The 20,857-nt window shown below is 61.9% G+C and carries 19 protein-coding genes; 3 read left to right on the top strand and 16 right to left on the bottom strand.

Annotated features, from left to right (window positions below; translation table 11 throughout):
* The 11 genes from BLU85_RS00095 to BLU85_RS00045 form a co-directional block, all read right to left on the bottom strand.
* The gene (locus BLU85_RS00095) at positions 1-1,305 is read right to left on the bottom strand and encodes a hypothetical protein (protein WP_092204350.1); all 1,305 of its coding nucleotides are present in this window, start codon (positions 1,303-1,305) and stop codon (positions 1-3) included.
* Positions 1,306-1,324: 19 nt separating this feature from the next.
* Positions 1,325-2,245: a hypothetical protein gene (locus tag BLU85_RS00090; protein WP_092204351.1), complete on the bottom strand. Its 921-nt coding sequence runs from the start codon at positions 2,243-2,245 to the stop codon at positions 1,325-1,327.
* Between the two features lie 146 nt (positions 2,246-2,391).
* Positions 2,392-4,776: a hypothetical protein gene (locus BLU85_RS00085; RefSeq protein ID WP_092204352.1), complete on the bottom strand. Its 2,385-nt coding sequence runs from the start codon at positions 4,774-4,776 to the stop codon at positions 2,392-2,394.
* Positions 4,777-4,786: 10 nt separating this feature from the next.
* Positions 4,787-5,929, bottom strand: coding sequence for a hypothetical protein (locus BLU85_RS00080; protein WP_092204353.1), 1,143 nt, complete (start codon positions 5,927-5,929; stop codon positions 4,787-4,789).
* The gene (locus BLU85_RS00075) at positions 5,908-7,353 is read right to left on the bottom strand and encodes an alkaline phosphatase family protein (RefSeq protein WP_092204354.1); all 1,446 of its coding nucleotides are present in this window, start codon (positions 7,351-7,353) and stop codon (positions 5,908-5,910) included. Before BLU85_RS00075 ends, BLU85_RS00080 begins: the two co-directional genes overlap by 22 nt.
* Entirely contained in the window at positions 7,343-8,572 is a 1,230-nt protein-coding gene (gene eboE, locus BLU85_RS00070) for a metabolite traffic protein EboE (RefSeq protein ID WP_092204355.1), read from the bottom strand. The genes BLU85_RS00075 and eboE overlap by 11 nt, the downstream gene beginning before the upstream one ends.
* The gene (locus tag BLU85_RS00065) at positions 8,569-9,453 is read right to left on the bottom strand and encodes a TatD family hydrolase (RefSeq protein ID WP_060741816.1); all 885 of its coding nucleotides are present in this window, start codon (positions 9,451-9,453) and stop codon (positions 8,569-8,571) included. The genes eboE and BLU85_RS00065 overlap by 4 nt, the downstream gene beginning before the upstream one ends.
* A gap of 38 nt (positions 9,454-9,491) precedes the next feature.
* Entirely contained in the window at positions 9,492-10,259 is a 768-nt protein-coding gene (locus BLU85_RS00060; RefSeq protein ID WP_092204356.1) for an EboA domain-containing protein, read from the bottom strand.
* Positions 10,256-11,146, bottom strand: coding sequence for a UbiA family prenyltransferase (locus BLU85_RS00055; RefSeq protein WP_092204357.1), 891 nt, complete (start codon positions 11,144-11,146; stop codon positions 10,256-10,258). The genes BLU85_RS00060 and BLU85_RS00055 overlap by 4 nt, the downstream gene beginning before the upstream one ends.
* Positions 11,143-13,017 carry a 3-dehydroquinate synthase gene (locus BLU85_RS00050; protein ID WP_092204358.1) on the bottom strand — a complete coding sequence of 625 codons (1,875 nt, stop codon included), beginning with the start codon at positions 13,015-13,017 and terminating at the stop codon, positions 11,143-11,145. Before BLU85_RS00050 ends, BLU85_RS00055 begins: the two co-directional genes overlap by 4 nt.
* 228 nt (positions 13,018-13,245) lie before the next feature.
* Positions 13,246-14,061 carry a helix-turn-helix transcriptional regulator gene (locus BLU85_RS00045; protein WP_092204359.1) on the bottom strand — a complete coding sequence of 272 codons (816 nt, stop codon included), beginning with the start codon at positions 14,059-14,061 and terminating at the stop codon, positions 13,246-13,248.
* A gap of 94 nt (positions 14,062-14,155) precedes the next feature.
* Between BLU85_RS00045 and BLU85_RS00040 the strand changes: the two genes are divergently transcribed.
* Together BLU85_RS00040 and BLU85_RS00035 are read left to right on the top strand one after the other, a co-directional pair.
* Positions 14,156-15,112, top strand: coding sequence for a threonine dehydratase (locus tag BLU85_RS00040; protein WP_092204360.1), 957 nt, complete (start codon positions 14,156-14,158; stop codon positions 15,110-15,112).
* A gap of 290 nt (positions 15,113-15,402) precedes the next feature.
* A complete protein-coding gene (locus tag BLU85_RS00035) occupies positions 15,403-15,912 on the top strand; it encodes a hypothetical protein (protein ID WP_170847643.1) in 510 nt (169 codons plus the stop codon).
* A 42-nt stretch (positions 15,913-15,954) separates the two neighbouring features.
* Here BLU85_RS00035 and BLU85_RS00030 read toward each other — a convergent pair whose 3' ends face one another.
* The 5 genes from BLU85_RS00030 to BLU85_RS00015 all read right to left on the bottom strand — a co-directional run bounded on the left by BLU85_RS00030 (position 15,955) and on the right by BLU85_RS00015 (position 19,500).
* A complete protein-coding gene (locus BLU85_RS00030; RefSeq protein ID WP_371128518.1) occupies positions 15,955-16,545 on the bottom strand; it encodes a helix-turn-helix domain-containing protein in 591 nt (196 codons plus the stop codon).
* A 53-nt stretch (positions 16,546-16,598) separates the two neighbouring features.
* Positions 16,599-16,760 (bottom strand): hypothetical protein, encoded by a 162-nt coding sequence (locus BLU85_RS31035; protein WP_170847644.1) that lies wholly within the window; start codon positions 16,758-16,760, stop codon positions 16,599-16,601.
* Between the two features lie 122 nt (positions 16,761-16,882).
* On the bottom strand, positions 16,883-17,596 hold the full coding sequence (locus BLU85_RS00025) for an ABC transporter ATP-binding protein (RefSeq protein WP_092204362.1): 714 nt from the start codon (positions 17,594-17,596) through the stop codon (positions 16,883-16,885).
* Between the two features lie 3 nt (positions 17,597-17,599).
* On the bottom strand, positions 17,600-18,445 hold the full coding sequence (locus BLU85_RS00020) for an ABC transporter permease (RefSeq protein WP_092204363.1): 846 nt from the start codon (positions 18,443-18,445) through the stop codon (positions 17,600-17,602).
* A 62-nt stretch (positions 18,446-18,507) separates the two neighbouring features.
* Positions 18,508-19,500 (bottom strand): aliphatic sulfonate ABC transporter substrate-binding protein, encoded by a 993-nt coding sequence (locus tag BLU85_RS00015; protein WP_092204364.1) that lies wholly within the window; start codon positions 19,498-19,500, stop codon positions 18,508-18,510.
* 303 nt (positions 19,501-19,803) lie between these two features.
* On the opposite strand from BLU85_RS00015, the gene BLU85_RS00005 reads away from it, so the two are divergent.
* A complete protein-coding gene (locus BLU85_RS00005) occupies positions 19,804-20,751 on the top strand; it encodes an ABC transporter substrate-binding protein (RefSeq protein ID WP_092204366.1) in 948 nt (315 codons plus the stop codon).
* The last annotated feature ends 106 nt before the right edge of the window (positions 20,752-20,857 follow it).

Below are 20,857 nucleotides of genomic sequence, written 5' to 3'. Positions count from 1 at the left end.
TTATTCCTCGTCCTTGATGGTTTTGCCGACAGGCGAATTGGCGAATTTGAACAGGTAGGAGTAATCGGACTTGTAGGGGCTCTTGACCGGGGTCGCCATGGAGTGGCAGTTCATGCAGCTGCTGTTGGGCTGGATGTAGCTTTCCATGGTCACGTTGGCCGAGAGGGCGGGGGTCGGCTGGCCCAGTGGATTGCTGGGGTTGTCCGGCATCAGCGGGCGCTGGGTGGTGATGAGTTGGTAGTACTTCAACACGCTGCGTTGCAGGTCCGGGTCGCTGCGGTAACGGGCGTTGACCTGGTTGGTGACCTCGGCGATCGGGGTGAACCGGTTCAACGGGTTCGGGGTCTGGAAGGTGGTGCCGGGTTTGGGCACGCAGACCAGGTGCGCGCCCTGGGTCTGCCAGTCGCAGGGTGACTGGTTGAGGCTGGCTGCCGGCGCGTTGGGGTTGAAGTAGGAATAGGCCGTGCCGGCTGCCGGCTGGTCGACCCATACGCCGTTTACGAGCACTTTGGGCGCAACGTTGTCGATCTGTTCGAAGGTCGACCAGATCCACTGCGGATAACCGTTCACCTTGGTGATGATGTGCAACCCCACCAGGCCCAGGTAGGCCTCGGTGACGCCGGTGCGCTGGCCTTGGTCGTCGAACGTGGCTACGCGCGCAAGCATGGTCAGGTAGCGGCTGGCATTGTCATGGGGGGTGAGGATGCGCCAGCTCGATTTGACCTCGATGACCCCGTAGGGAAAGTTGATGTTGTTGGCTTTGGACACCACGTCGGCGTTATAGAACTGGTTGGCGACGATGTAGTTGTAGGAGGTCTCGTTGGCCGAGATGTCGTAGTAGGTCGGGTTGCCGGCCTGGTCGATCAGCCAGCCGCCGACGGCCTGGTCGACGGCATTTACCTGGGAGCTGTTCTTCAGCGCGGCGATGTTGATGATGCCCAGGCTCTTGGCCAGTTGCGGGGTGTTCCAGGGGCCTGGATCGGCTCCCCGTGGCAGGAAGGTTTCTGCCACGGTCTTGTAGGTCTGCCAGACGGTGTAGCCAGGGTCCCCCGGTTGCTTGCTGCAGTCGGGATCCCCGCGCTGCCCTGCCTGGGCGGGCCAGTTCACGGCGATGAACAGCTGCCAGCTGTATTGATCGAACAGGTCCTGGCTGGCGTTGGCCGCCGGCGCCGTGCTGGGGGGCTGGCAATTCAGGCTGGAGGCCTGCGTCCGAGGCATGGTTTGTTCCTGGGATTGCTCCAGGGCCAGGGCCGGAAGATTGGCCAGACCCAGTAGTACCAGGGTGAAACGCAGTGAAATGTTCATGGCGATTCTCCGTCATTGCTCAGGGTTTGCGCTGCATGAGCTTGTTCCACTGCGCCTTTTGCCCGTTGCTCTGGGACGCCGGTGGCTCGAACAACTGGCAGGGCGGTGGATTCGCCGGGCACATCGCGGCCACCTGCGCCCAGGTCTGGGCAGGGTCCGGTCTGGCGATGCGGAAATGGGTGTAGTTCTGGCTGACGATGGGGGCATTGGCGACGCTGGTGTCGCCGGAGAAAAAGAACGATTGGGGCTGCCGGTAGGGCGGTTGTCCCGACATCTTTTTGTAGAAGGCATAACCGAACAGGATCGGCCCCTGTGGCGATTGCAGGTCCAGCGCGTAGGCCTGCACGCTGGCGTCGAGGTTTTGGCTGCGCTCGGCGCTGTAGGGCAGGTGCTGGATGAAGTCTTGGCGCGGCGGATGATTCATCGGCGAGAACATGCAGCAGGCCGGCATGTCCTTGGGGCGATCCTGCGGGTAGGTCAGGAAGTACGCCTTGTTGCCCAGGGATACGAAGGAGCAGGTGTAGTTGTTGTTCTTGATCGGGAAGATCGGCAGGCAGTACTTCTCATAGTGCTCCATCATCGCCCCGAAGCCGTCGCCATCGGCCGGGATATAGGCGGTGTCGTAGTAGCTGGTGCCTCGGGAGACGGTGTAGTCCGCCGGGGTCAGGGTGGAGGGCGGATTGCTGTAGGGCGGCGGGTTTTTTTCGTAGTTGTGCATCACCCGGTACATGGTCCAATCGCTGATCCAGAATGCCGGGAAGAACGGATCGGAAGGGTCGCCCGGGGCGCGTTTGGCGATGCAGTTGCCGTTCTGTTCGTTGCACCCCTCGGTGTTGTGCACGCCCATGGTGAAGTAGACGGCACCGCTGTCCTGGGCGAACAGCGGAGCGCTGGACAGCAGGATCAACAGCAACAGCCGGTTCAAGATACTGGTTTTCATAGGTCATTCCTTTGAAAAGTACCGGGTGACACTGTGGGCGAGCCTGTGGAAGCCGAGCTTGTGTGGGAGCTGAGCTCCCACACAAGCTCAGATCCACAAGCTCGCTCCCACAGTGGTTTATCTTTCCTGGGTGAACAGCGTTACGGTCAGAGGTTGTCGTAGTCGCTCATCTTGAGTTGTTGTGGCGGATAGTTGCGCTTCACCAGCTTCTTGGCCCACAGCTCCAATACCGCGCGGCGGCTCTGGGACATGTCACGGGTGATGGGCATCGAGAGCGTGCTTTCTTCCTGGTAGGGCTTGCTGATCAGCACAATCAACTGGTCGATGGCGCCTTCGACGCGTGCCTGGGAGTTGAGCGGCATGTACTTGTTCATGATGGGGTACAGGTAATAGAAGGTCTGCAGGATGCGTGGGTAGAGGAAGCCCTCCCACAGCTGCGTGGCGGCGTTCTGATCCTTGTAGACGGTGTTCCAGTAGTTGATGAAGTCCTGTTGCAGTTGCACGTCCAAGGGCAGGACGCGGAGCGGGGCGAGGAAGTCGATATAGGCTTGGGGAACGGGGAAGCTGAAGGGGATGACCGGATCGCTGTCGCCGTCCTTGACGAAAAAACGCAAGGTCGGGAAGCCCGGAGCCACGGCCCTGAAGCTCACTTGGGCGATGCCGTTGGCGTCGGTGGTCGTGGTGACATAAGAGTACTCCACCGGAGTGGCGTGGATGTCGTCGTGCAGGGTTCCGGTGACGTAGAGGCCAGCGTCGAATGCCAGGCAAGGGTGCAAGTCGATCGTGACCGGTTTGCCCTCGCCCTGCAGGAATTGCTGATAACCGATCTGGTCTCCACTGGACTCATCCGTATTGCGCAGCGCGGTCAGTCGGCGGCCGCTGCCTTCGGCCAGATAGTTTTGTACGGGCGGCGCGTTAGTGAAGTTCGGCAGATTGGCCTTGTTCAGCTCGGGGTGGTTCGGGTGGTCGAAGAACAGCGTGAAATTGGCCGCATTGCTGGAGGCCAGATAGTAGTCGCTGGTGGTCACCATGTAGGGGTTGCCATATTCCGCCACCCACAGCGTGGTATTGGCCGCCGGCTGACCATTTTTCTGCACCATGATGGTCAGTGTCTTATGGTCACCCACGTCAATGAAACTGCCGCTCTCCACCACTTCGGCGGTCCAGGTTTGCTGGGTGGCGGCGATCACGGGTGTCGGGGCGGCCGTAGCTTTGAGTCGCAGCTCCAATGGATGACCTGATTGTAGTTTCGTCAGGTCCGCGTCGCTGAGCGTGAAGTCCTGCAGGCCGGAGCGTTTGTCGAAGGCTGCCTGGTTATACCGGTCGAAACCCAAGTCCACTACCGGCGTGAATTGATCACCCTCGCGTACACCCAGTTGGTAGTCGCCGGCCTGGAATTTTTCGGCGGTCAGGATGGGGGCATTGGGCTCTACCGGATAGAACGGGAACGTGTTGGCCAGATCCAGCGACAGGGTGTTGCCGGTAATCTGCACCGAGGTCACGCCCAGTGTGGCGTTTTGGGGCGTTCCACTGGGTTGAACAACAGATACGGCCTGCGCGGGCACCAGGCGCAGGCCGGCGGGCGCGGTCGGGTATTCGTCGGCGAACCAGAGGCCCAGGGTCGCGGCGGTGCGGCTGTAGGCGGGATTGAAGAAAATACCGGAAACGTTGTCCAGGCCCTTCTGATACATCGCTTGCAGACGAGCCGTATCCGAGGGGGCATGGGAACGGGTGTTGACGTACGGGAAGTCGTTGAAAACACCGTTCCTGTCGTAGCAGGTCAGGTAGGTGGAGAACCTGAACATCAGGCCCTTTGCCCCTTTCAGCTTCATCTGCTGCTGCAGGTTACTCAGCAGCGCCGAATCGCCGATGACCCATTCCAGGTTCTCCTGGGGAAAGCAGGTCTGCCAGGTGGTGGTGACATACACCAGGCCACCGAAGGCGCCCCAATTGAAATTGAGGAAGCGATCCATCATCCGATACTGGCGATTGAGGGTCAGGCCACACGTGGCATCCCCCAGCATCAGCTTGTCGAAATACAACGCGGTGAAGGTGTTCTGCCACGGGCTGACGTCCACGAAGCGCGCGGCAGTCGGAGCGTTGCTGCCAAAGGGATTGCCGAGCAATTGGTAGTCCCTGCCAACCAGCGCATCCTGGGTGATGTAGGTGTCGGCCTGCAGCTCGCCGCCAATGATCGTTGAGCGAGTCCCTTTGTAGCTCACCGTGCCGCAGGCATTGTCACCAAACAGATCCCATTCGGCGGGCATGTATGGGTAGGTTTTCGGGTTGGCATTGGTCGGTACCTGCAGCATATAGAGCGGCAGCTCATTCTTTGCCAGGGGCTTGATGGCCCAGGGCATCAACTGGGTGGGGGCGTTCGTGGCGTTGATGCCGAAGTGGCTCATGAACGGCCAGTTGATGTCCGCGTTGACCGCGTCATACAGCGGATATACGTCGTTATTGTTGGCCGTCGGTGGGTTCCAGAACATATGGCCGTTGAGGTAGATACGGGGGAAATTCAATACGCTCATGTCATGCTCCTTAGCGTTGCCACTGGGCGCGTTTCAGCGACCAGACAAAGTCCAGTTTTTTGTAGCCATCGAATGCCGAGGGCGGCAGCGGGGTGGTGGGATAGACGATGCCGCCCCCCTGGTTCAGAGCGAAATTGAAGTAGCCGTTGTCGTTCGAGTAGGCGGCGGTGCCGTGGCAGGCCAGGCAGGAGGAGGTGTTCTGGAACGCCGATTCCAGTTGCGAATTGGCCAGTACCTGGGTGATGGGTTGGAACTCGACCCCGATCAACTCGTACTTCGACAGGCTCCGATTATTGGCCTGGAAGCTGGCATTGACCGGCTTGGCGGCCGCAGTCGGCCCGGTGGTGTTGGTCATCGGCGCCGGCGTCGGGGCATTGGTTACGGTGTACTTGCTGTTGTTGATGTTTTCGAAGGTGGTCCAGACCCAGTTGGCGTTCAGTTTGTTGACGACATGCAGACCGCTCAATGCCACATAGCCGACCTGGTAGGTACCGTCGTCCTGCTGGTAGTAGGCCTGGGCAATGTAGTAGCCGTCGTTCACCAGGGTTTGTCGGTAGGTCGTGTCCGTGCCGATCCACAGCCACGCGGCTTTCAACTCCCAGGCGGTGGGTGGAAAGTTCAGGTCGTTGGCCAGGGCGGCCTGGCCATTCACGTTGTAGACCTGCTTCTTCACGATGTAATCGAACGTGTCCTTGCCCATCAGTAACTGAAAGCGTACGGGCTGGCCTTGTTGGGCATCGGGCACGGCACCCCCCATTTGCAGGATCAGGCCATCGACCTGTTGGGTGGCATTGATGTTATGAAAGGATCGGGACAGGTCCATGCCCTGTGCCTTGGCTTGCGTCACCACCGCGGCCGGGAGCGGCGCTGAGCTGTCATAGGTGCCCGGTGGTGCGCCGTTGGGCAGGTAGACCTGGTCCGAAGGCTTCATCGTCTCCCACACGAGATTGCTGCTTTGCGCGGTGCTGGGTTGGTTCAAACAGACGAACCAGTTCCAGGCCATGGTCTCGGGACTCTGGGCAAACGCGGTCCGGGTCTTGTTGATGTCTGCTCCAAACTGCAGGAAGTTGCTGCAATCGAAGTTGTTGGTGTCCTGTGCCTGGGCCAAACCGGCCAGGGCACCGAGAACGGTTATGGAAATGGCTCGCCGCATGGAAGCTCCTTGGCATTCGCCGTATCGGCATGAGGGTGCCCCCGGAAGTGTTCCAGGAGCAGTTGCTTCACCGCCGTGGCCGCAAGGTGCTGCGGCAACGACAGATCACAATTGGTGATGAGCAGCGGGCCGGTCTTCTCGCTCGCGGGCAGTCGTCCGTGGCTGCCGCGGACCAGGCGGGTGTCCAGTGGTATCAGGTCCATGTAGTAGCGAAAGCCGAGTTTTTTCTGGAGCAGGCGGCGCGCCACTTTCAATTTCGGGAAGCGAATGGCCGGGTCGATGAACAGCTCGAGCGGGTCGTAGCCTGGCTTGCGATGGATGTCCACGGTGCGGGCAAAGTCGGGGGCCTTGCGGTCGTCGAACCAGTAGTAGTAATCGAACCAGCAACCGGCGGCGGCCACGGCCACCAGCTCGCCGCTGCGCGGATGATCCAGGTGCCAGGCCCGTTGTTCGGTTTTATCCAGCACCTGCTCGATGCCGGCCTGGCGCTGCAACAGCGCCTTGACGCGAGGGATGTCGCGCGCCTGCTTCACGTAGATGTGCGCGACCTGATGGTCGGCCACGGCAAATGCCGCGCTGGCACCGGGATCGAGCAACTCCCAGGTCAGCGATTGGCGGACCTGCAACAAGCCTTCGGCGCGTAGCAACCGGTTGATGGAAACGGATTGGGTGACGGCTTCGATCCCGTATTCGGACAGCAGCATCACCGCCGCGCCCTGTGCTTGGGCAAAGTCCAGCAGACGCCCGACTTCGCTGTCGATGGCGCGCACCTCGTCGGCAATCGACGGATGATCGGGGCCCAGGCGTTGCAGGCTGTAGTCGAGATGGGGCAGGTAGATCAACTGCAGGTCGGGGCGGTCGAGCTGGAATTCGGCGATGGCGCAGTCGACGATCCAGCGGCTCGAGGCGATGCCGGCCGCCGGGCCCCAGAAGCTTGGAAAGGGGAATTCGCCGATCTGCTGTTCGATACGCTCGTGCAACGAGGCCGGCGCAGAATACAGGCCGAACATCTTGCGGCCATCGGCCGGGTAATGCGGCCGCGGGGTAATGGCGGCGTCCACGTCCGCATACATGTTGTACCACCAGAACAACTGGCTGCAGCGAAACCCGGGGTACTGGCGCTTGAGTGTCTGCCAGACTTTTTCCCCCTGGATCAGTGCGTTGGGTTGCAGCCAGAAACGCACTTCGGCCTGATCGCGGAAATACCAGCCGTTGCCGACGATGCCGTGCTCCGACGGTGGCTGGCCCGTGAGGATCGAGGCTTGCACCGTGGAGGTGACCGCCGGGAACACCGGTTGCAGCGTGGCCATCCTGGCCGTTTTCAACAGGGCATTGATGCAGGGCGTCGCGGCCCCCAACAGTGCGGGCGTCAGGCCGACCACGTTGATCAGCAGCAACGGCTGGCGCGCAGGCTCAGAGGACATCGGCACAGGCCTCCAGCGCTTGGGGTTGCAGCAACTGGCGCTGCTGCAACTGATCCTCGACCCAGTGCAACTCCGCCGCGATGCCCTGGAGTTGGGCGTGCTCGGTGGTGGGTCGCAACTGGCTGGGCAGGACGCCCCAGCTGTAGGTTTCCACTTCCAGTACCGGGCGAAAATCTCCATGGTCGGCCAGAAAATCGAAGGTCTGTGTAAGGGCGACCTGGCTGCCGCTGAGTTCGGGCAACAGCAGGTGTTCGCTGAACAACGGAATGTGGAAGTGGATCCTCAGCTCGGGAGGGGCGTGGCCGTCCTGCTCACACTCGTACAGGGCCGCGGGAAGGTCGGCCCAGGCTGATAACCGGTCCTGTCCAGCGCGGGCTTTGACTTGGTGCAGGTAGGTGGGTTCGGCAAAACCGCCCAATGTCTTGAGCACCTGTTCGCGCCGCTGCGCATCCTCAGGCAGGCGGCAAATCAGCGCATTGGATAGCTGGATCTTGCCGATGGGGACCCGGGCCCGACGCAATCGGTCCAGTGACTGATAGCAGTCTTCGAACATCACGGCCTGATGGCAGACGTCAAAACACAGCGCCAGGTGTTCATGGTGCGGGTCCGTGGCTTGCCAGTGACGAAAGAAGGCGATGGCCTGGTCGGTGTTTTCCAGCACGCAATCGGGCTCCATTTCCAGGCAGATCACGATCTTCTTGCCCGTCTCCCGTTGCAACCGGGCCAGCGCGGCGGTGAGCTCGCGCAGTTGCTGCTCGGCACGTTGCTGCAACGTCGGGCTCCAGTGGGCGGCATAGCCTAGCGGCAGGCTGGAGATCACCCCCTGGGCACAGTCGGCTGGCAGGGCCTGGGCGAGCAATCGAGCCAGGTCCAGGCTGTACGCCAGCCGCTGCGGATCGGCCCAACTGGGCAGGTAGACGTCAGCTTTCACCGCGCCCTGGTGAAATTGGCCGTAGGGGAAACCGTTGAGTGAGGTCAGGCGAAGTCCGTTGCGTTGCAGCAGGTCGAGGAAATCCGCACGGGCGGACGCCTGTTGGAGCTCGGCGGCGGCGACGGCGCTGATCCACAATCCACTGTCTTGGGTGTCGAGCCCGCGCAGTGTACGGACGGTCTGGAAATACCGTTCGATGGAAGCGCGCAGCCCGCCCAGGTCATGGGTCGGGTGCACGTTGCTGCAATAGCCGATCTGCATGGCCGTCCAACCCGTGTGGGCACTCATTTGATCACCGGCTCCTGGCCCCGCAAGGCAGAGTTGTCTTGCCACTGTCGCCGCTGGTCGATGGGCAGGGGCGTGCTGACCAGGGTTTTGTCCAGCTGGCCGCTCTGGGCAAAAAAGTCCACCGGGTTGTGGAACAGCACCTGTTCGACCTGGGCTTCACTGAAGCCGGCGGCCAGCATCGCCTGGCCGGTCTTGGGCACTTTGAGTGGGTCGCTGATGCCCCAGTCGGCAGCGCTGTTGACCACCATTTTTTCTGTGCCGTACTGCTGCAGCAGCGCGACCATGCGCTGTTCCGACATCTTGGTGTTGGGGTAGATGGAGTGGCCGCGCCAGCAATCGCTGTCGAGCACCAGGGGCAGGGTCAGTTCGTTGAGGTGGTCGATGATCACCAGGTGTTCGGCAATGCCGACCTCGCGAATGACCGCGAGTGTGCGCTTGGTGCCACCGATCTTGTCGCGGTGCGGGGTGTGCACCAGCACCGGCAGGTTGAATTGTTTGGCCAGCTCCAATTGGGCGGCGAGAAAGCGATCCTCTTCCGGGGTGATGTCGTCGTAGCCGATTTCACCCACCGCCACCACGCCATCTTTCACCAGGTAGCGTGGCAGGATCTCCAGCACTTCATTGGCCACCGACAGGTCGTTGGCTTCCTTGGGGTTCAGGCCGATGGTGCAGAAGTGATGGATGCCGAACATGCTGGCGCGAAAACGCTCCCAGCCCAACAGCGTGTCGAAGTAGTCGATGAAGCTGCCGACGCTGGTCCTGGCCTGGCCCTGCCAGAAGGCCGGTTCGATCACGCCGGTGATGCCGGCGGCCGCCATGTTCTGGTAGTCGTCGGTGGTGCGGCTGACCATATGGATATGCGGGTCGAAGTACTTGAGCATGGTGAATCCTCGTCAAAAAGGCAGGGGAGGAGCGGGTATCAGTTCGGCAAGGTGCCGCCCAGGTGCGCCTGCCATGGCGGAGGCAAGCGTTGTTGCCGGGCCAGCCCGGCCAGGCGCTGACGTTGCGCCGGGCTCAGCAAGGCAAAGGCAATCACGTGGGGCAGTCCGGCGGACACCGTGCGTTCGGCGGCGAGTTGTTCGTCCAGCAGGTCGAGGGCCAATTGGTTGAGCGTGACGCCTTGTCGTTGCGTCAGGCCGACCAGGCGCCCTACATCGAGGCCCATGCCCAGGGCTTTCAACACCAGTTGGTTGAAGGCCCGTTCGTCGTAGTGACGCGATGGGTAGGCGGTGTCCAGGGCGAGGGCGGCAAACACCTGGCTGTTGCTGGTACGCCCGGCCTGAAGTGCTAGCCCGACGCAGAGGCCACCGCTGTCGAGCCAGTCGAGGGCTTTCAAGGTGGCGATCTTTTCCTGGTCGTCGCCCCACAGGAACAACTGGCGCAGCAAGGGCACTTGCCCGGCGCCGGGTTGCAGTTCCAGGACCTGGGCCAGCAGCAATGCCCGCGCCAGTTGGACATTGCTCCAGCCGTCGGTGCCGGGCTGGGCACGCTCCTTGAGGTGGCGCTTGCACTGGCCGCTCAGGAGCGCCGCGGTGTTGGCGTCCGGGCGTTGGGCAAGTTGCGTCTGCGCCGAGAGCCACCATTGCCGTTCGGTTTCATCGAGTGACTGGATGAAATGCCGGCGTTGTTCGTTCAGGCAGTCCTGGCGCATGTCGAGGGCTGCCGATGCTGTAACGTCCGTGTTCATGTGGGTTTGATCCAGCGTTGGAAATGAGGAAGCAGGAAAAACACCAGGACACATAACAGGCTGCCCAGCGGCTGGTTGGCGACGGCCAGCACCAGGGCATCGAACAACGGCAGGGCGGCCAGGCCCGCACCGATAAAGGCGCGGACCTGCCGTTGCCGCGGGTTGGCCAGGTTGCGCCAGTAGTGCCAGCCCAACCAGCCAAGCCATATCAGCAGGACTGGCCAGAACCAGGCGTTGTCTGTGTAGATCGCCAACGCCAGTGGGCTCAACATCAGCAGCAGCGGGAGACGGCTGATCAGTTGATTGCGGTGTTCCTGGCGGGCCAGGTAGGTCAGGCCGCTGATGTAGACGCCGAGCAACAGGGCGCAGAACCAGATCGGTTCGGGGGGCATCGCCAGGCTGGCCGCCGCGGTGAGGTAGAGCGCCGAGCGACAGGCCCCCATCAGCCAGACGCTGTGGGCGTATTTCTTGTGCAGCAGGTTGTAACCGAGGATGCAACCCACCAACAGCGTGGCGCTGCCCAGCAGCCAGTGCGGTTGTTCGATCAACCGGCTCAGGCCCAGCAGCGCGGCCGCGGCCAGCACCAGTAGCAGCGCCGTGGCCAACCGCACTTGCTGGCGGCTGACCAGGCCCAGGGTGATAGGGCGCGGATTGTGGTGGCGTTGGTCCCAGTCGGCGTCCAGCAGGTCATTCAACAGCATGCCGGCCAGGTACAGCAGCGACAGCGCCGCCAGCAGCAGGAGCCACACCAGGGACGACGGCGGTGCCAGGGCCCCTGCGCTGCTGGCGAGCAGGGCGGCGGCCAGGGTGTTGGTCCACACCGTGGGCAGGTTGGACACGCGCCCGAGGGTCATCCAGGTCTTGAGGTCCGGCGACGACGGGTTCATTGCGCACAGCTCTCGTTCAGTGCGAGTGCAGGGTCGGCCTGAGTGCAGAGCCGTTGCAGCGCCCGCTCCATTCGTGCGGTATCGATTTCATGCACGTCCACCGACTCGCCGATCCGACTGAGCATGGGGATGGAGAGCTGCCCGCCCAGATGCTGGCGGAATTCTTCCAGCCCGAGCAGAACCTGCGAGCGTCCCTGTGCATCTTTCAAGTTCAACTCCGGCGGGTTCAGGCAGAAGCCGAGCTTGAGCAGCAGGTGCAGCACCCGGTCGCTGTCGGCGTCGCTCAACAACCCCAGGGCATTGGCATAGAGGCCATCCAGGGCCATGCCCACGGCGACGGCTTCACCATGGCGCAGTCGGTGGTGACTGAGGTTTTCCAATTTGTGGGCGGCCCAATGCCCGTAGTCCAATGGCCGCCCATTACCGCGTTCGAAGGGATCACCGGCACCGGTGATGTGCGCCAGGTGCAGTTCGGCGCAGCGGCGGATCGCGTAGCGGCTGGCCGCGTGATCGAAGTGGGCGAGGGCGTCGGCCTGTTGCTCCATCCACTGGAAAAACGCCTGGTCCTTGATCAGCGCCACCTTCACCGCCTCGGCCAGCCCGGCGATCTGGTCGCGTCGGCTCAGGCTGGTCAGCAATTGAAAGTCGTTGATGACCGCGGTGGCGGGGTAGAAGGCGCCCAGCAGGTTCTTCTGGCCAAAGGCGTTGATGCCGTTTTTCACACCGATGCCGGCGTCGTTCTGGGCGAGTACGGTGCTGGGGATGCGAATCAGGCGAATGCCGCGGTGGAAGGTGGCGCAGGCGTAGCCCACCGCATCGAGCACCGCGCCGCCACCGAGGGCCAGCACATAGCAATGCCGGTCCAGGCCATGTTGCAGCATGTCGCTGTACAACTGCTGCAACACCTGGGAATCCTTGCTCGATTCGCCGGCCGGGACCGCGATGGGGGGCGCCTGCAAATGCAAGTCCGGAAAATGGCTGGCGAAGTAGGTATTGATCTGTGCCAGCAGGTGCGGAGCGCTGTGCAGCAGTTGTTCATCGGCGAACACCAGCACCGTTACCTGGCCGCGGTGTCCGGCAGTGAGCTGACGATGCAGGCAGGGATTGAGCGGGTCGAACAGATGATCGGTGAACACCACCGGGTAGTCGTAGCTGACCTTGAAGCGCCCGTGCAACGGTTGCTCCGTGTCGCGTCGGCGAATGTTCTTGAACAGGCTGTACCCGGCGATGAACAGCCCGGGCAATACCATGCTGGCGAGCAGGGTCACCAACAGCGCGTTCTGTTCGACGAGAAAGGTGCCGATGGCACTGTAGGCCAACGCGAGGCCGGCATTGGCCAGGGTGGTGACCAGGATGAACGCGCGCAATGGGTAGCGTTGCATGCCGGCGGCGACGACCGAGGTTTCCGCCAGCACCGGGACGCCGCGCAGGCAGATCAACGACAGCGTGCCCAACCGGTAGGCCAGTTGCCCCGGCTGGCGTTGATGCAGGCCCAGGCGACCAGACAGCAGGCGCAAATAACCGGCTCCCAGCGCATAACCCAACCCGGCCCCCAGGCACAGGCCGACGAAAATCACCAGGTATCCACCCAGGCTGCCAAGCATCGCCACGGCCAGTAGCGCGACCATGCTCGACGGCACCGGCAACACCACGTCCAGCGCCAGCAGGGCAATCAGCAGCAAGGCCAAGTTGAGTTTCTGCGCGGGCGTCGAGGGCAGGTACAGGTTGAGATGGGTCAGGAAATCCTGGATCTGTTGTTCGAACAACAGGAAGCTGGCGATCACCAGGCCTGAAAAGCAAACCAATGACAGCCAGAAATGTCCGGCTGGTCCTTTTTGCGAGCGCGAACGATACCCACGGCCATGCTTCATCAAGCATCCCTCTTGTTGATATGACTGATTCCGTGTCAGTAATTGAAAGCAACGCCAAGTGTGTTTTTCAGGCCAATAGACGCTCTCGCCCGAGGGGCTGTCAGGTGTGGTTGAAGATCTGGTTGGAGACAGGTTTGAATCTAGACGGCCAGGGTGTTTTTGCAAGGCCATCTGATGGCAATTTGATTTGGGGCGCCATTTCCCGTCTCAACCCATTGCCCAGGGGGTTCAGGGCCTCGAATACCCGCGCAGCTGCGCCGGGCTGGCGCCCAGGCGTTGCTTGAACAGCGTGGTCATGTGTGCCTGGGAATTGAAGCCGCAGATGTGGGCGATGTCGGTCAGTCGGGCGGTTGAATCGCGCATCAGCGCCCGTGCCTTGGCGAGGCGTCGGTCGATCAGGTAGCTGTGTGGGCTTTTGCCAGTCGCCTGCTTGAAAGCCCGCATGAAATAACCTTCGGACAAGCCCAGCAGCCCCGCCATTTCCTTGACCCCCAGCGGGCCGTCGAGACCGGCGTCGATGAATTCATCGAGCAGGCGCATCCGGCCGCCCGTGATCGAGCCGTGGGAGTGTGCCGAAAACCGCTTGTGGTCCTTCACTCGCTCGGCCAGCCCGAGCGCCCAGGCTTCCCAATCGTCCTCTGCCGTGGCACGCAGCAGTGCGCTGCGCATTCTCAAGGCGAGGGTGATGGCCTGCGGGTCAATACGATTGTTGAACGCATGTTTCGCCGGCAACGCCAGGCCGTCGGTGCGCACCATCCGTAGGTATTCACCGCCCCGGGGGGATTCGGAGAACACGTCGCACCCGGCGGGAACGAATGCCAGGCCGTTGGGCAGCGCCTCGAAGGGCAACACGCGGTCGCTGCCGATGGCGTGCCGGCCGCGCTGACTGTCGAAGGCAAAACCGATCGCCGACTGGGGCGCGACGTAGCGAGTCGCGTAGGCACAGCCGGGAAGCAATTCGATCGCCCAGGGCCCTGCCTCGATACGACGGACCGGTTCAGACAGGGGCGGTGGTGGATGCTTTCGCGGGTTCATGAACAGCATAGTAATGAAGAGCGGGCCTGAAAGTCAGGTCAGTTTTCTGAAAGCCCCGTCGCCGTCGCGCTGATTAGACTGGGCAAAACCAGGAGGCCCAATCATGCTCACACTGACCCGCGACGACATTGAACACGCTGCCCGCCATCTCTATCAATTCATGCCCGCCACGGCCCAATACGCCTGGCCGTTGCTGGCTGAGCGGTTGGGGTGCACGGTGTGGGTCAAGCACGAGAATCACACCCCGACCGGGGCCTTCAAGGTGCGCGGCGGCCTGACCTTCGTGCATTGGCTCAGGCGCGAGCATCCCGAGGCGAAAGGCATTGTCACGGCGACGCGCGGCAACCATGGCCAGAGCCTGGCGCTGGCGGCCACTGCCTTGGGTCTGAAAGCGTTGATCGTCGTGCCGCAAGGTAACTCGGTGGAGAAGAACAATGCCATGCGTGGCTTTGGCGGCGAAGTGGTCGAACATGGCCGCGATTTCGATGAGGCCCGGGAAGAGGCAGCACGCCTGGCCCACGCTCAGGGGCTCTACCTGGTGCCGCCGTTCCATCCGGAGTTGGTCAGGGGCGTGGCGACTTATGGGCTTGAGCTGTTCAAGGCGGTGCCGGACCTCGACACGGTCTACGTGCCGATAGGCTGTGGGTCGGGGATTTGCGCAGTCATTGCCGCCCGCGATGCCTTGGGGCTGAAAACCCAGGTGGTGGGCGTGGTGTCCACCGAGGCCGTCGCGGCGAAGTCGTCATTTGAAACCGGAAGACTGTGTGAGACCGCTTCGGCGAATACCTTTGCGGACGGTTTGGCCGTGCGTAGACCCATCCCCGAGGCCTTTGCCATCTATGGGACCGCTGCGGCGCGGATCGTCGCGGTCAGCGACGCGCAAATAGCCGAGGCCATGCGGGTGTATTACACCGATACTCATAACCTGGCCGAGGGCGCAGGTGCCGCGGCCTTGGCGGCACTCATGCAGGAGCGTGAAGCGATGCAGGGGAAAAAGGTGGGGGTCATTCTGTCCGGTGGGAATATCGACCGGCCGGTGTATGCCCGGTTGATTGGCTGAGCCCTCGTGGCGGGAAACGCTGGGGGATATCTAGATCGATTATTTCTTACGGTTATTGATATAGGTTTGGATGGCATATCCACGACCGAAGAATCGAAGCTGTCGTTTGGAAAGTATCTGCAATGAAAGCGCAGTGCATGCAGCAGCAGACGACTTGGCGCGTGTCGCTCCGGTAAGCCTGTCTGAACGTTCATTCCTGCTGTTCGATCGCCATCTTGTCGGGTCCGGGTCAATGCTTAGAATCCGCCCCATCAGCTTGTCCGACTCTCGACCTTACAGGGAACACCACCATGATGAACGCCATGCAGATGCCAATGCCGATGAACGCCAACATGCCGATGTTGCCAATGATGGGCATGCCGATGATGATGGCGACCATGACCTGCGAAATGATGGACGACGGCATGCTGTGCAAAATGATGCCTGCCGCCGGCATGGACATGGCCATGTTCAAGAACAGCGCCGACATGATGCAGATGATGATGAACTGCGGCATGCCGATGATGATGCACTGCGGCAACATGAGCATGATGTGCATGTCCCAGGCGAGCATGGCCATGCCGATGGCGAGCATGATGATGCCAATGCCGATGATGGGCATGCCGATGCCGATGATGAAATGCGTGATGGAATGCACGGTGATGGCGGACTGCATGATGTGCAAAGTCATGCCGATGGCGGGCATGAACATGGACATGATGAAGAACTGCTGCGCCTTGATGATGAAGATGATGAACGACTGCGGCATGCCGATGATGATGAGCTGCAACGGCATGCCGATGATGTGCTGCACCTGCTGATTACAGCCGGGCAACGTCCTTGAGACTGGCCCCGTGGCGAGGTCAGTCCAGGCGTTCCGGGTAGGTGACCACCAGATACGCCACCGCTTCGCTGTCGGCCGGGTTGCGATAGCGGTGTGGTTGGTCGGCATAAAACAGAATCGAGTCACCGGTGGAGAGCAGGTAGCGCTCGTCGTTGACGCTGATCTCCAGCACACCCTGGGACACCACCAGGTTCTCCTGGACACCAGGCCCATGCCCTTCGGAGTGTTCCTCCCCCAGCGGGCTCAGGCGCAGCTCGTAGAATTCCGACTGGCGTGCCACATCGAACGGGAACAGGGCACGGCTGACGAAGGCGCCACTGGCGCTGACCAGGCGTTTGCTCTGGCTGACCGACAGCACCGCCACCCCCTCGAAAGCCCGATGTTCCAGGAACGCGGCAACCGACACCTTCAGGCCCTTGGCGATTTTGCACAGCACCTTGATCGAGGGCACGCTGCGTCCTGACTCGATCTGCGCCAGCATGGCCCGGCTTACCCCGCACTGGCGGGCGAGGGCGTCCAGGGACAGGTGGCGCTTGCCGCGAAGGCGTTGCAGGTTCTGCGCGACCCGTTCGCAAATCGGATCTTCATCCAAGGTTTCCAGGTTGTTCAGATCCACTTCGGGTTCGTCGGCACTCGCCAAAAAGCGCGAGGGTTCCTGGGCGCTCACGCCTGGTACGTCCTGGTCGGCTGGAACGCCTGGACCCACTGGAACGCCTGGTAACCGGCATTACGCGCGTACATTTCCCACATGGCCCGGGCCAGTTGCTGAGCCTGCTTGCGTTTGCGGAACTGGACGAAGTCGATAACGTTGTCAGTCGGTTTCATAAGGCACTTCACTGTCGTGACCAATGGGACGGGATGAGCTGAGAGTACGTGGTTATGTTTATAACCATAAATACTGATTGTTTATTTGTTAATGCTTTTAAGTGCTTAGTGAAGCGCCTTGATCAAATCACATGGGCGCGCTGCAGTTCGGTCAGGGCCAGCGCCTTGAGTCGGGCCAGCAACGGGTCGCGCCGGTCTCGCGGATGGTCCAGTTGCACCGTCAACGCTTGGCGAATGCGGCTGGGGCGGTTGTCCATCACCAACACCCGGTCGCTCAGGTACAGCGCCTCGTCGACATCGTGAGTCACCAGCAACAAGGCGATCCCGTGCCGCTCGGCCAGTTGCAGCAACAGATCCTGCAATTTCATGCGGGTGAAGGCATCCACGGCGCTGAAGGGCTCGTCCAGCAACAGCACCTGTGGTCGCGCGTACAGGCCGCGGGCAATCGCCACCCGCTGCGCCATACCGCCGGACAACGCCTTGGGCAACGCGTCGGCAAAACCCCTGAGGCCGACTTCCTCGATCAACTGCGCGACCCAGGCCTTGTCGTAATCGTCGTCATCACTGAACCCGATGTTCTGTTGCACCGTCAGCCAGGGCATCAAGCGCGGTTCCTGGAACACAAAGGCCAGGTGTTCGGTGTGACTGAGCAGTTGCCCTTCGAAGTCTTTCTCCAGACCGGCGACGATGCGCAGCAAGGTGCTCTTGCCACAGCCGCTGGGGCCCAGCAGGCACACGGTTTCGCGGGGTTGCAGTCGCAGGTGGATATGATTGAGCACGGTGGTGTCGGCGAACGTCTTGCGCTCGACGTGGATGTCCAGCAGGGCTTGGGTCATGGCTCACTCCTCGGTGCCATTAAAGGTGTCGCGCCAGGCCAGGAAATGTTTTTCCAGGGCGGCGAGGATGCCGTCGCTGAGCTTGCCCAGCAGAGCGAGCACGATGATCGCCGCCAGCACGATGTCCGGACGCGAGGTTTCGCGGCCATCGCTGAGCAGATAGCCCAGGCCTTTGGTCGCGGCGATCAGCTCGGCGGCCACCAGGAACATCCAGGCCAGGCTCATGCCGCCGCGCAACCCGGTGAACAGGCCGGGCAGGGCGGCGGGCAGGAGAATCCGCCGCACCAGACGGCGGCGGCTGAAGCCGTACATTTGGCCGACCTCCACCAGCTTGCGGTCGATGTCGCGAATCGCTGCCACGCCATTGAGGTACACGGGAAAGAACGCGCCGATGGCGATCAGCACCACCTTCGAGGTTTCGTCGATGCCCAGCCACAGCAGGAGCAATGGCACCCAGGTCAGGCTGGGGATCGAGCGCAGGCCGGCGAAGGTCGGCTCCAGATAGGCTTCGGCCTCCCGGCTCAAGCCAACCCAGGCGGCGAAGACCAGCGCCAGGCTGGCGCCGATGGCAAAGCCCAGCAGCACTCGCAACAGGCTGGCGCTGATATGTTTCCAGAGCGCACCTTCGGCCAGGTCGCCGAGGGTCAGGGCGATCTCGCTGGGAGCCGGCATCTGGTAGGCGGGCAGCCAACCGATGCGCACGATGATCTCCAGGAACACGATGATCAGCACCGGCAAGGCCAGCCCCTTGAGGCGCAGCCGCCAGCGGTCGGGATCGAACAGGGGCGCTTTGCCCGATGCGGGCAGGGCCAAATGGGGGCTGGAAAGGTCTTTGCTGTCACTGCTCATGGCGTTCCTCCGGCAACGCCGAATCCGCGCCAGGCGCGGATCGGCTGTCGCCTGGGCAAGGGTTATTGACGGGCCACGGCCTGCTGGCGGCCGGTGTCGAGCAATTGATCGATCACCTGGTCCACATTCACCCCGCGACGAACCAATTCTTCCGAGACCAGGATCGGCGCGGCAGCCTTGGAAGCCAGCACATCCTTGGCACTCAACTGCGGGCTGCCCAAGTCGGTGCGGGACAGTTGCAACCGGGCCACTTCCAGCGGCAGTCCGGATTCGTCGGCCAGCAATTTGGCCAGCTCTTGCGGATGCTCCACCGCCCAGGCCCGGGCCTGTTCGTAGGCCGCAAGCACGGTGTCGATGGTCTGCGGATGCTCCTGGGCATATTTCTCCGTGACGCTGACCACGCCGTAGCTGTTGAAGGCGGGGTTGCGATACAGCAGGCGCGACCCGGCTTGTACTTCGCTGGCGGCCATGTGCGGGTCGAGACCGGCCCAGGCATCGACATCGCCTTTTTCCAAGGCGGTGCGACCATCCGGGTGCTGCAAGTGCACCAGCTCCACATCGTCTTTCTTCAGCCCGGCCTGTTGCAGGCTGCGCAGGGTGAACAGGTAGGGATCGGTGCCTTTGGTGGCGGCGATTTTCTTGCCCTTGAGGTCGGCGACCGTCTGGTACGGTGAATCCTTGCGCACCACCAGGGCGGTCCATTCGGCGCGGCTGTAGACATACACCGACTTGATCGGGCTGCCATTGGCCCGGCTCAGCACCGCGGCGAGGCTGGCGGACGAAGCGAAGTCGACGCCGCCGCTGTTGAGGTATTCCAGGGAGCGGTTACTGCCTTGGCTCAGGACCCAGCTGACCTTGGTCTGGGGCAGGGCCTTTTCCAGGTAACCGAAGTGCTTGAGCACCAGGCTGACCGGCGAGTAATAGGCGTAATCCAGGTGCACTTCGGCCGGAGGGCTTTCTGCGGCCTGGGCCAGGGTCGGCAGGCTCAACGCCAGGGCACAGGCACCGATCAGGGATCTGGCGAGGGCCAGTGAAAAAAGGAAATCGGGTTTCATGGAGCAACTCCAGCAAGGTGGCGAGAAGGCAATGTTCTTATTTCCGAAAGATCGGAGCGCGGAAGAAAATCTCGCTTGAAAGGAATATTGCAGGCTCTGTGCCATGGCCGGCGAAAGGGCGGTTTCCGGGGTGCTGCCATGGAGTGAAGGCTTCAAGGAAATGTTGCCCGGGCAACAGTCTGTTGCGGCACTGTTGGATCATGGACAGTGGCTGCTTGTGACTATGAGCTTATGCGTTAAAAGAATTTCGAATGCGAATTACAAGAGCGTTATGTTCTATGAAATTCATTCAGGAATGCCTTCATGAAGTTCGCCCGATCCCTGCGCCGTCTGCTCCTCAGCACATTGTTCGCCGCCCCTTGGCTCCAGGCCAGTGAGCCGTTGGTCCTGCATGTTGGCGACCAGAACTACTACAACGTGCGGGCTTCGGTGGAGGCCTCGGGGGGGCTTGAGGGCGCTCCCTACCGCGTCGACTGGAAACACTTCCAAGCCGCCGCGCCCCTGGCCGAGGCGCTGAATACCGGCGACCTGGACCTGGGTTTCCTCGGCGATTCGGGTTTTCTGTTCCTGGCTGCCAAACAGGCACCGGTGAAACTGATCGGTGTTTCGCGGCAGAACCCGGACACCATTGCGCTGTTGGTGCCCAAGGACTCACCGGTCAAGACCATCGCCGACCTCAAGGGCAAGAAGGTCGCCTATTGGCCCGGCGCCTGGAGCCAGCAACTGACCCTGCGCGCCCTGGAGCAGGCCGGCTTGCCGGAGAACCATGTGGAATTCATCAAGCTGATGCCGATCGACGCGGCGGCGGCCTTGCCCCAGGGCAGCATCGATGCCTTTCCGGTGTGGGAACCCTACATCTCGCAACAGATCCTGTTCTCCGGCGCCCGGCCGATCCTGACGGCGAAAAACCTCATGCCCGGTCTCAGCGCCATTGCCGCTTCGACACCGGCCATCGACAGCAAGCGCGAAGCCATCGCCGACTTCCTCGGCCGCGTGAAACAAGCCCGCACCTGGGTCGACAACCACACCGACTCATACGCGGATTTGTGGGCGAAAAAGGCCAACCTCGACCCGAACGTCTCACGCCATTGGTTGCGCCAGGCCCACATTAGCGTCGGCCCGGTGGATCGACAGGCCGCCGCCGACCTGCAAAGCACCGCGGACTTCCTGTTCAAGGTCAAGGCGCTGCCGGCCCCGCTGGCCACTGCCGGGATGATCGACACATCCTTCAGCCAAGCCTTGAGCGAATAAGGCCCACCGTTTTTTGAGTCGCTCGCCAACATCCCATGCAGCTTCAATCCCCTGTGGGAGCGAGCTTGCTCGCGATAGCGGCGGGTCAGCTTGCAGAGATGTTGAC

Origin of the sequence: Pseudomonas sp. NFACC14 (assembly GCF_900106885.1) — a bacterium.
Taxonomy (GTDB): domain Bacteria; phylum Pseudomonadota; class Gammaproteobacteria; order Pseudomonadales; family Pseudomonadaceae; genus Aquipseudomonas; species Aquipseudomonas fluorescens_AA.
This window is presented reverse-complemented; position numbering and strand designations above follow the sequence as displayed.

Coding starts and splice junctions, on each gene's coding strand:
- BLU85_RS00095 (WP_092204350.1), bottom strand. CDS start 1,305: ATGAACATTTCACTGCGTTTCACCCTGGTACTACTGGGTCTGGCCAAT.
- BLU85_RS00090 (WP_092204351.1), bottom strand. CDS start 2,245: ATGAAAACCAGTATCTTGAACCGGCTGTTGCTGTTGATCCTGCTGTCC.
- BLU85_RS00085 (WP_092204352.1), bottom strand. CDS start 4,776: ATGAGCGTATTGAATTTCCCCCGTATCTACCTCAACGGCCATATGTTC.
- BLU85_RS00080 (WP_092204353.1), bottom strand. CDS start 5,929: ATGCGGCGAGCCATTTCCATAACCGTTCTCGGTGCCCTGGCCGGTTTG.
- BLU85_RS00075 (WP_092204354.1), bottom strand. CDS start 7,353: ATGTCCTCTGAGCCTGCGCGCCAGCCGTTGCTGCTGATCAACGTGGTC.
- eboE (WP_092204355.1), bottom strand. CDS start 8,572: ATGAGTGCCCACACGGGTTGGACGGCCATGCAGATCGGCTATTGCAGC.
- BLU85_RS00065 (WP_060741816.1), bottom strand. CDS start 9,453: ATGCTCAAGTACTTCGACCCGCATATCCATATGGTCAGCCGCACCACC.
- BLU85_RS00060 (WP_092204356.1), bottom strand. CDS start 10,259: ATGAACACGGACGTTACAGCATCGGCAGCCCTCGACATGCGCCAGGAC.
- BLU85_RS00055 (WP_092204357.1), bottom strand. CDS start 11,146: ATGAACCCGTCGTCGCCGGACCTCAAGACCTGGATGACCCTCGGGCGC.
- BLU85_RS00050 (WP_092204358.1), bottom strand. CDS start 13,017: ATGAAGCATGGCCGTGGGTATCGTTCGCGCTCGCAAAAAGGACCAGCC.
- BLU85_RS00045 (WP_092204359.1), bottom strand. CDS start 14,061: ATGCTGTTCATGAACCCGCGAAAGCATCCACCACCGCCCCTGTCTGAA.
- BLU85_RS00040 (WP_092204360.1), top strand. CDS start 14,156: ATGCTCACACTGACCCGCGACGACATTGAACACGCTGCCCGCCATCTC.
- BLU85_RS00035 (WP_170847643.1), top strand. CDS start 15,403: ATGATGAACGCCATGCAGATGCCAATGCCGATGAACGCCAACATGCCG.
- BLU85_RS31035 (WP_170847644.1), bottom strand. CDS start 16,760: ATGAAACCGACTGACAACGTTATCGACTTCGTCCAGTTCCGCAAACGC.
- BLU85_RS00025 (WP_092204362.1), bottom strand. CDS start 17,596: ATGACCCAAGCCCTGCTGGACATCCACGTCGAGCGCAAGACGTTCGCC.
- BLU85_RS00020 (WP_092204363.1), bottom strand. CDS start 18,445: ATGAGCAGTGACAGCAAAGACCTTTCCAGCCCCCATTTGGCCCTGCCC.
- BLU85_RS00015 (WP_092204364.1), bottom strand. CDS start 19,500: ATGAAACCCGATTTCCTTTTTTCACTGGCCCTCGCCAGATCCCTGATC.
- BLU85_RS00005 (WP_092204366.1), top strand. CDS start 19,804: ATGAAGTTCGCCCGATCCCTGCGCCGTCTGCTCCTCAGCACATTGTTC.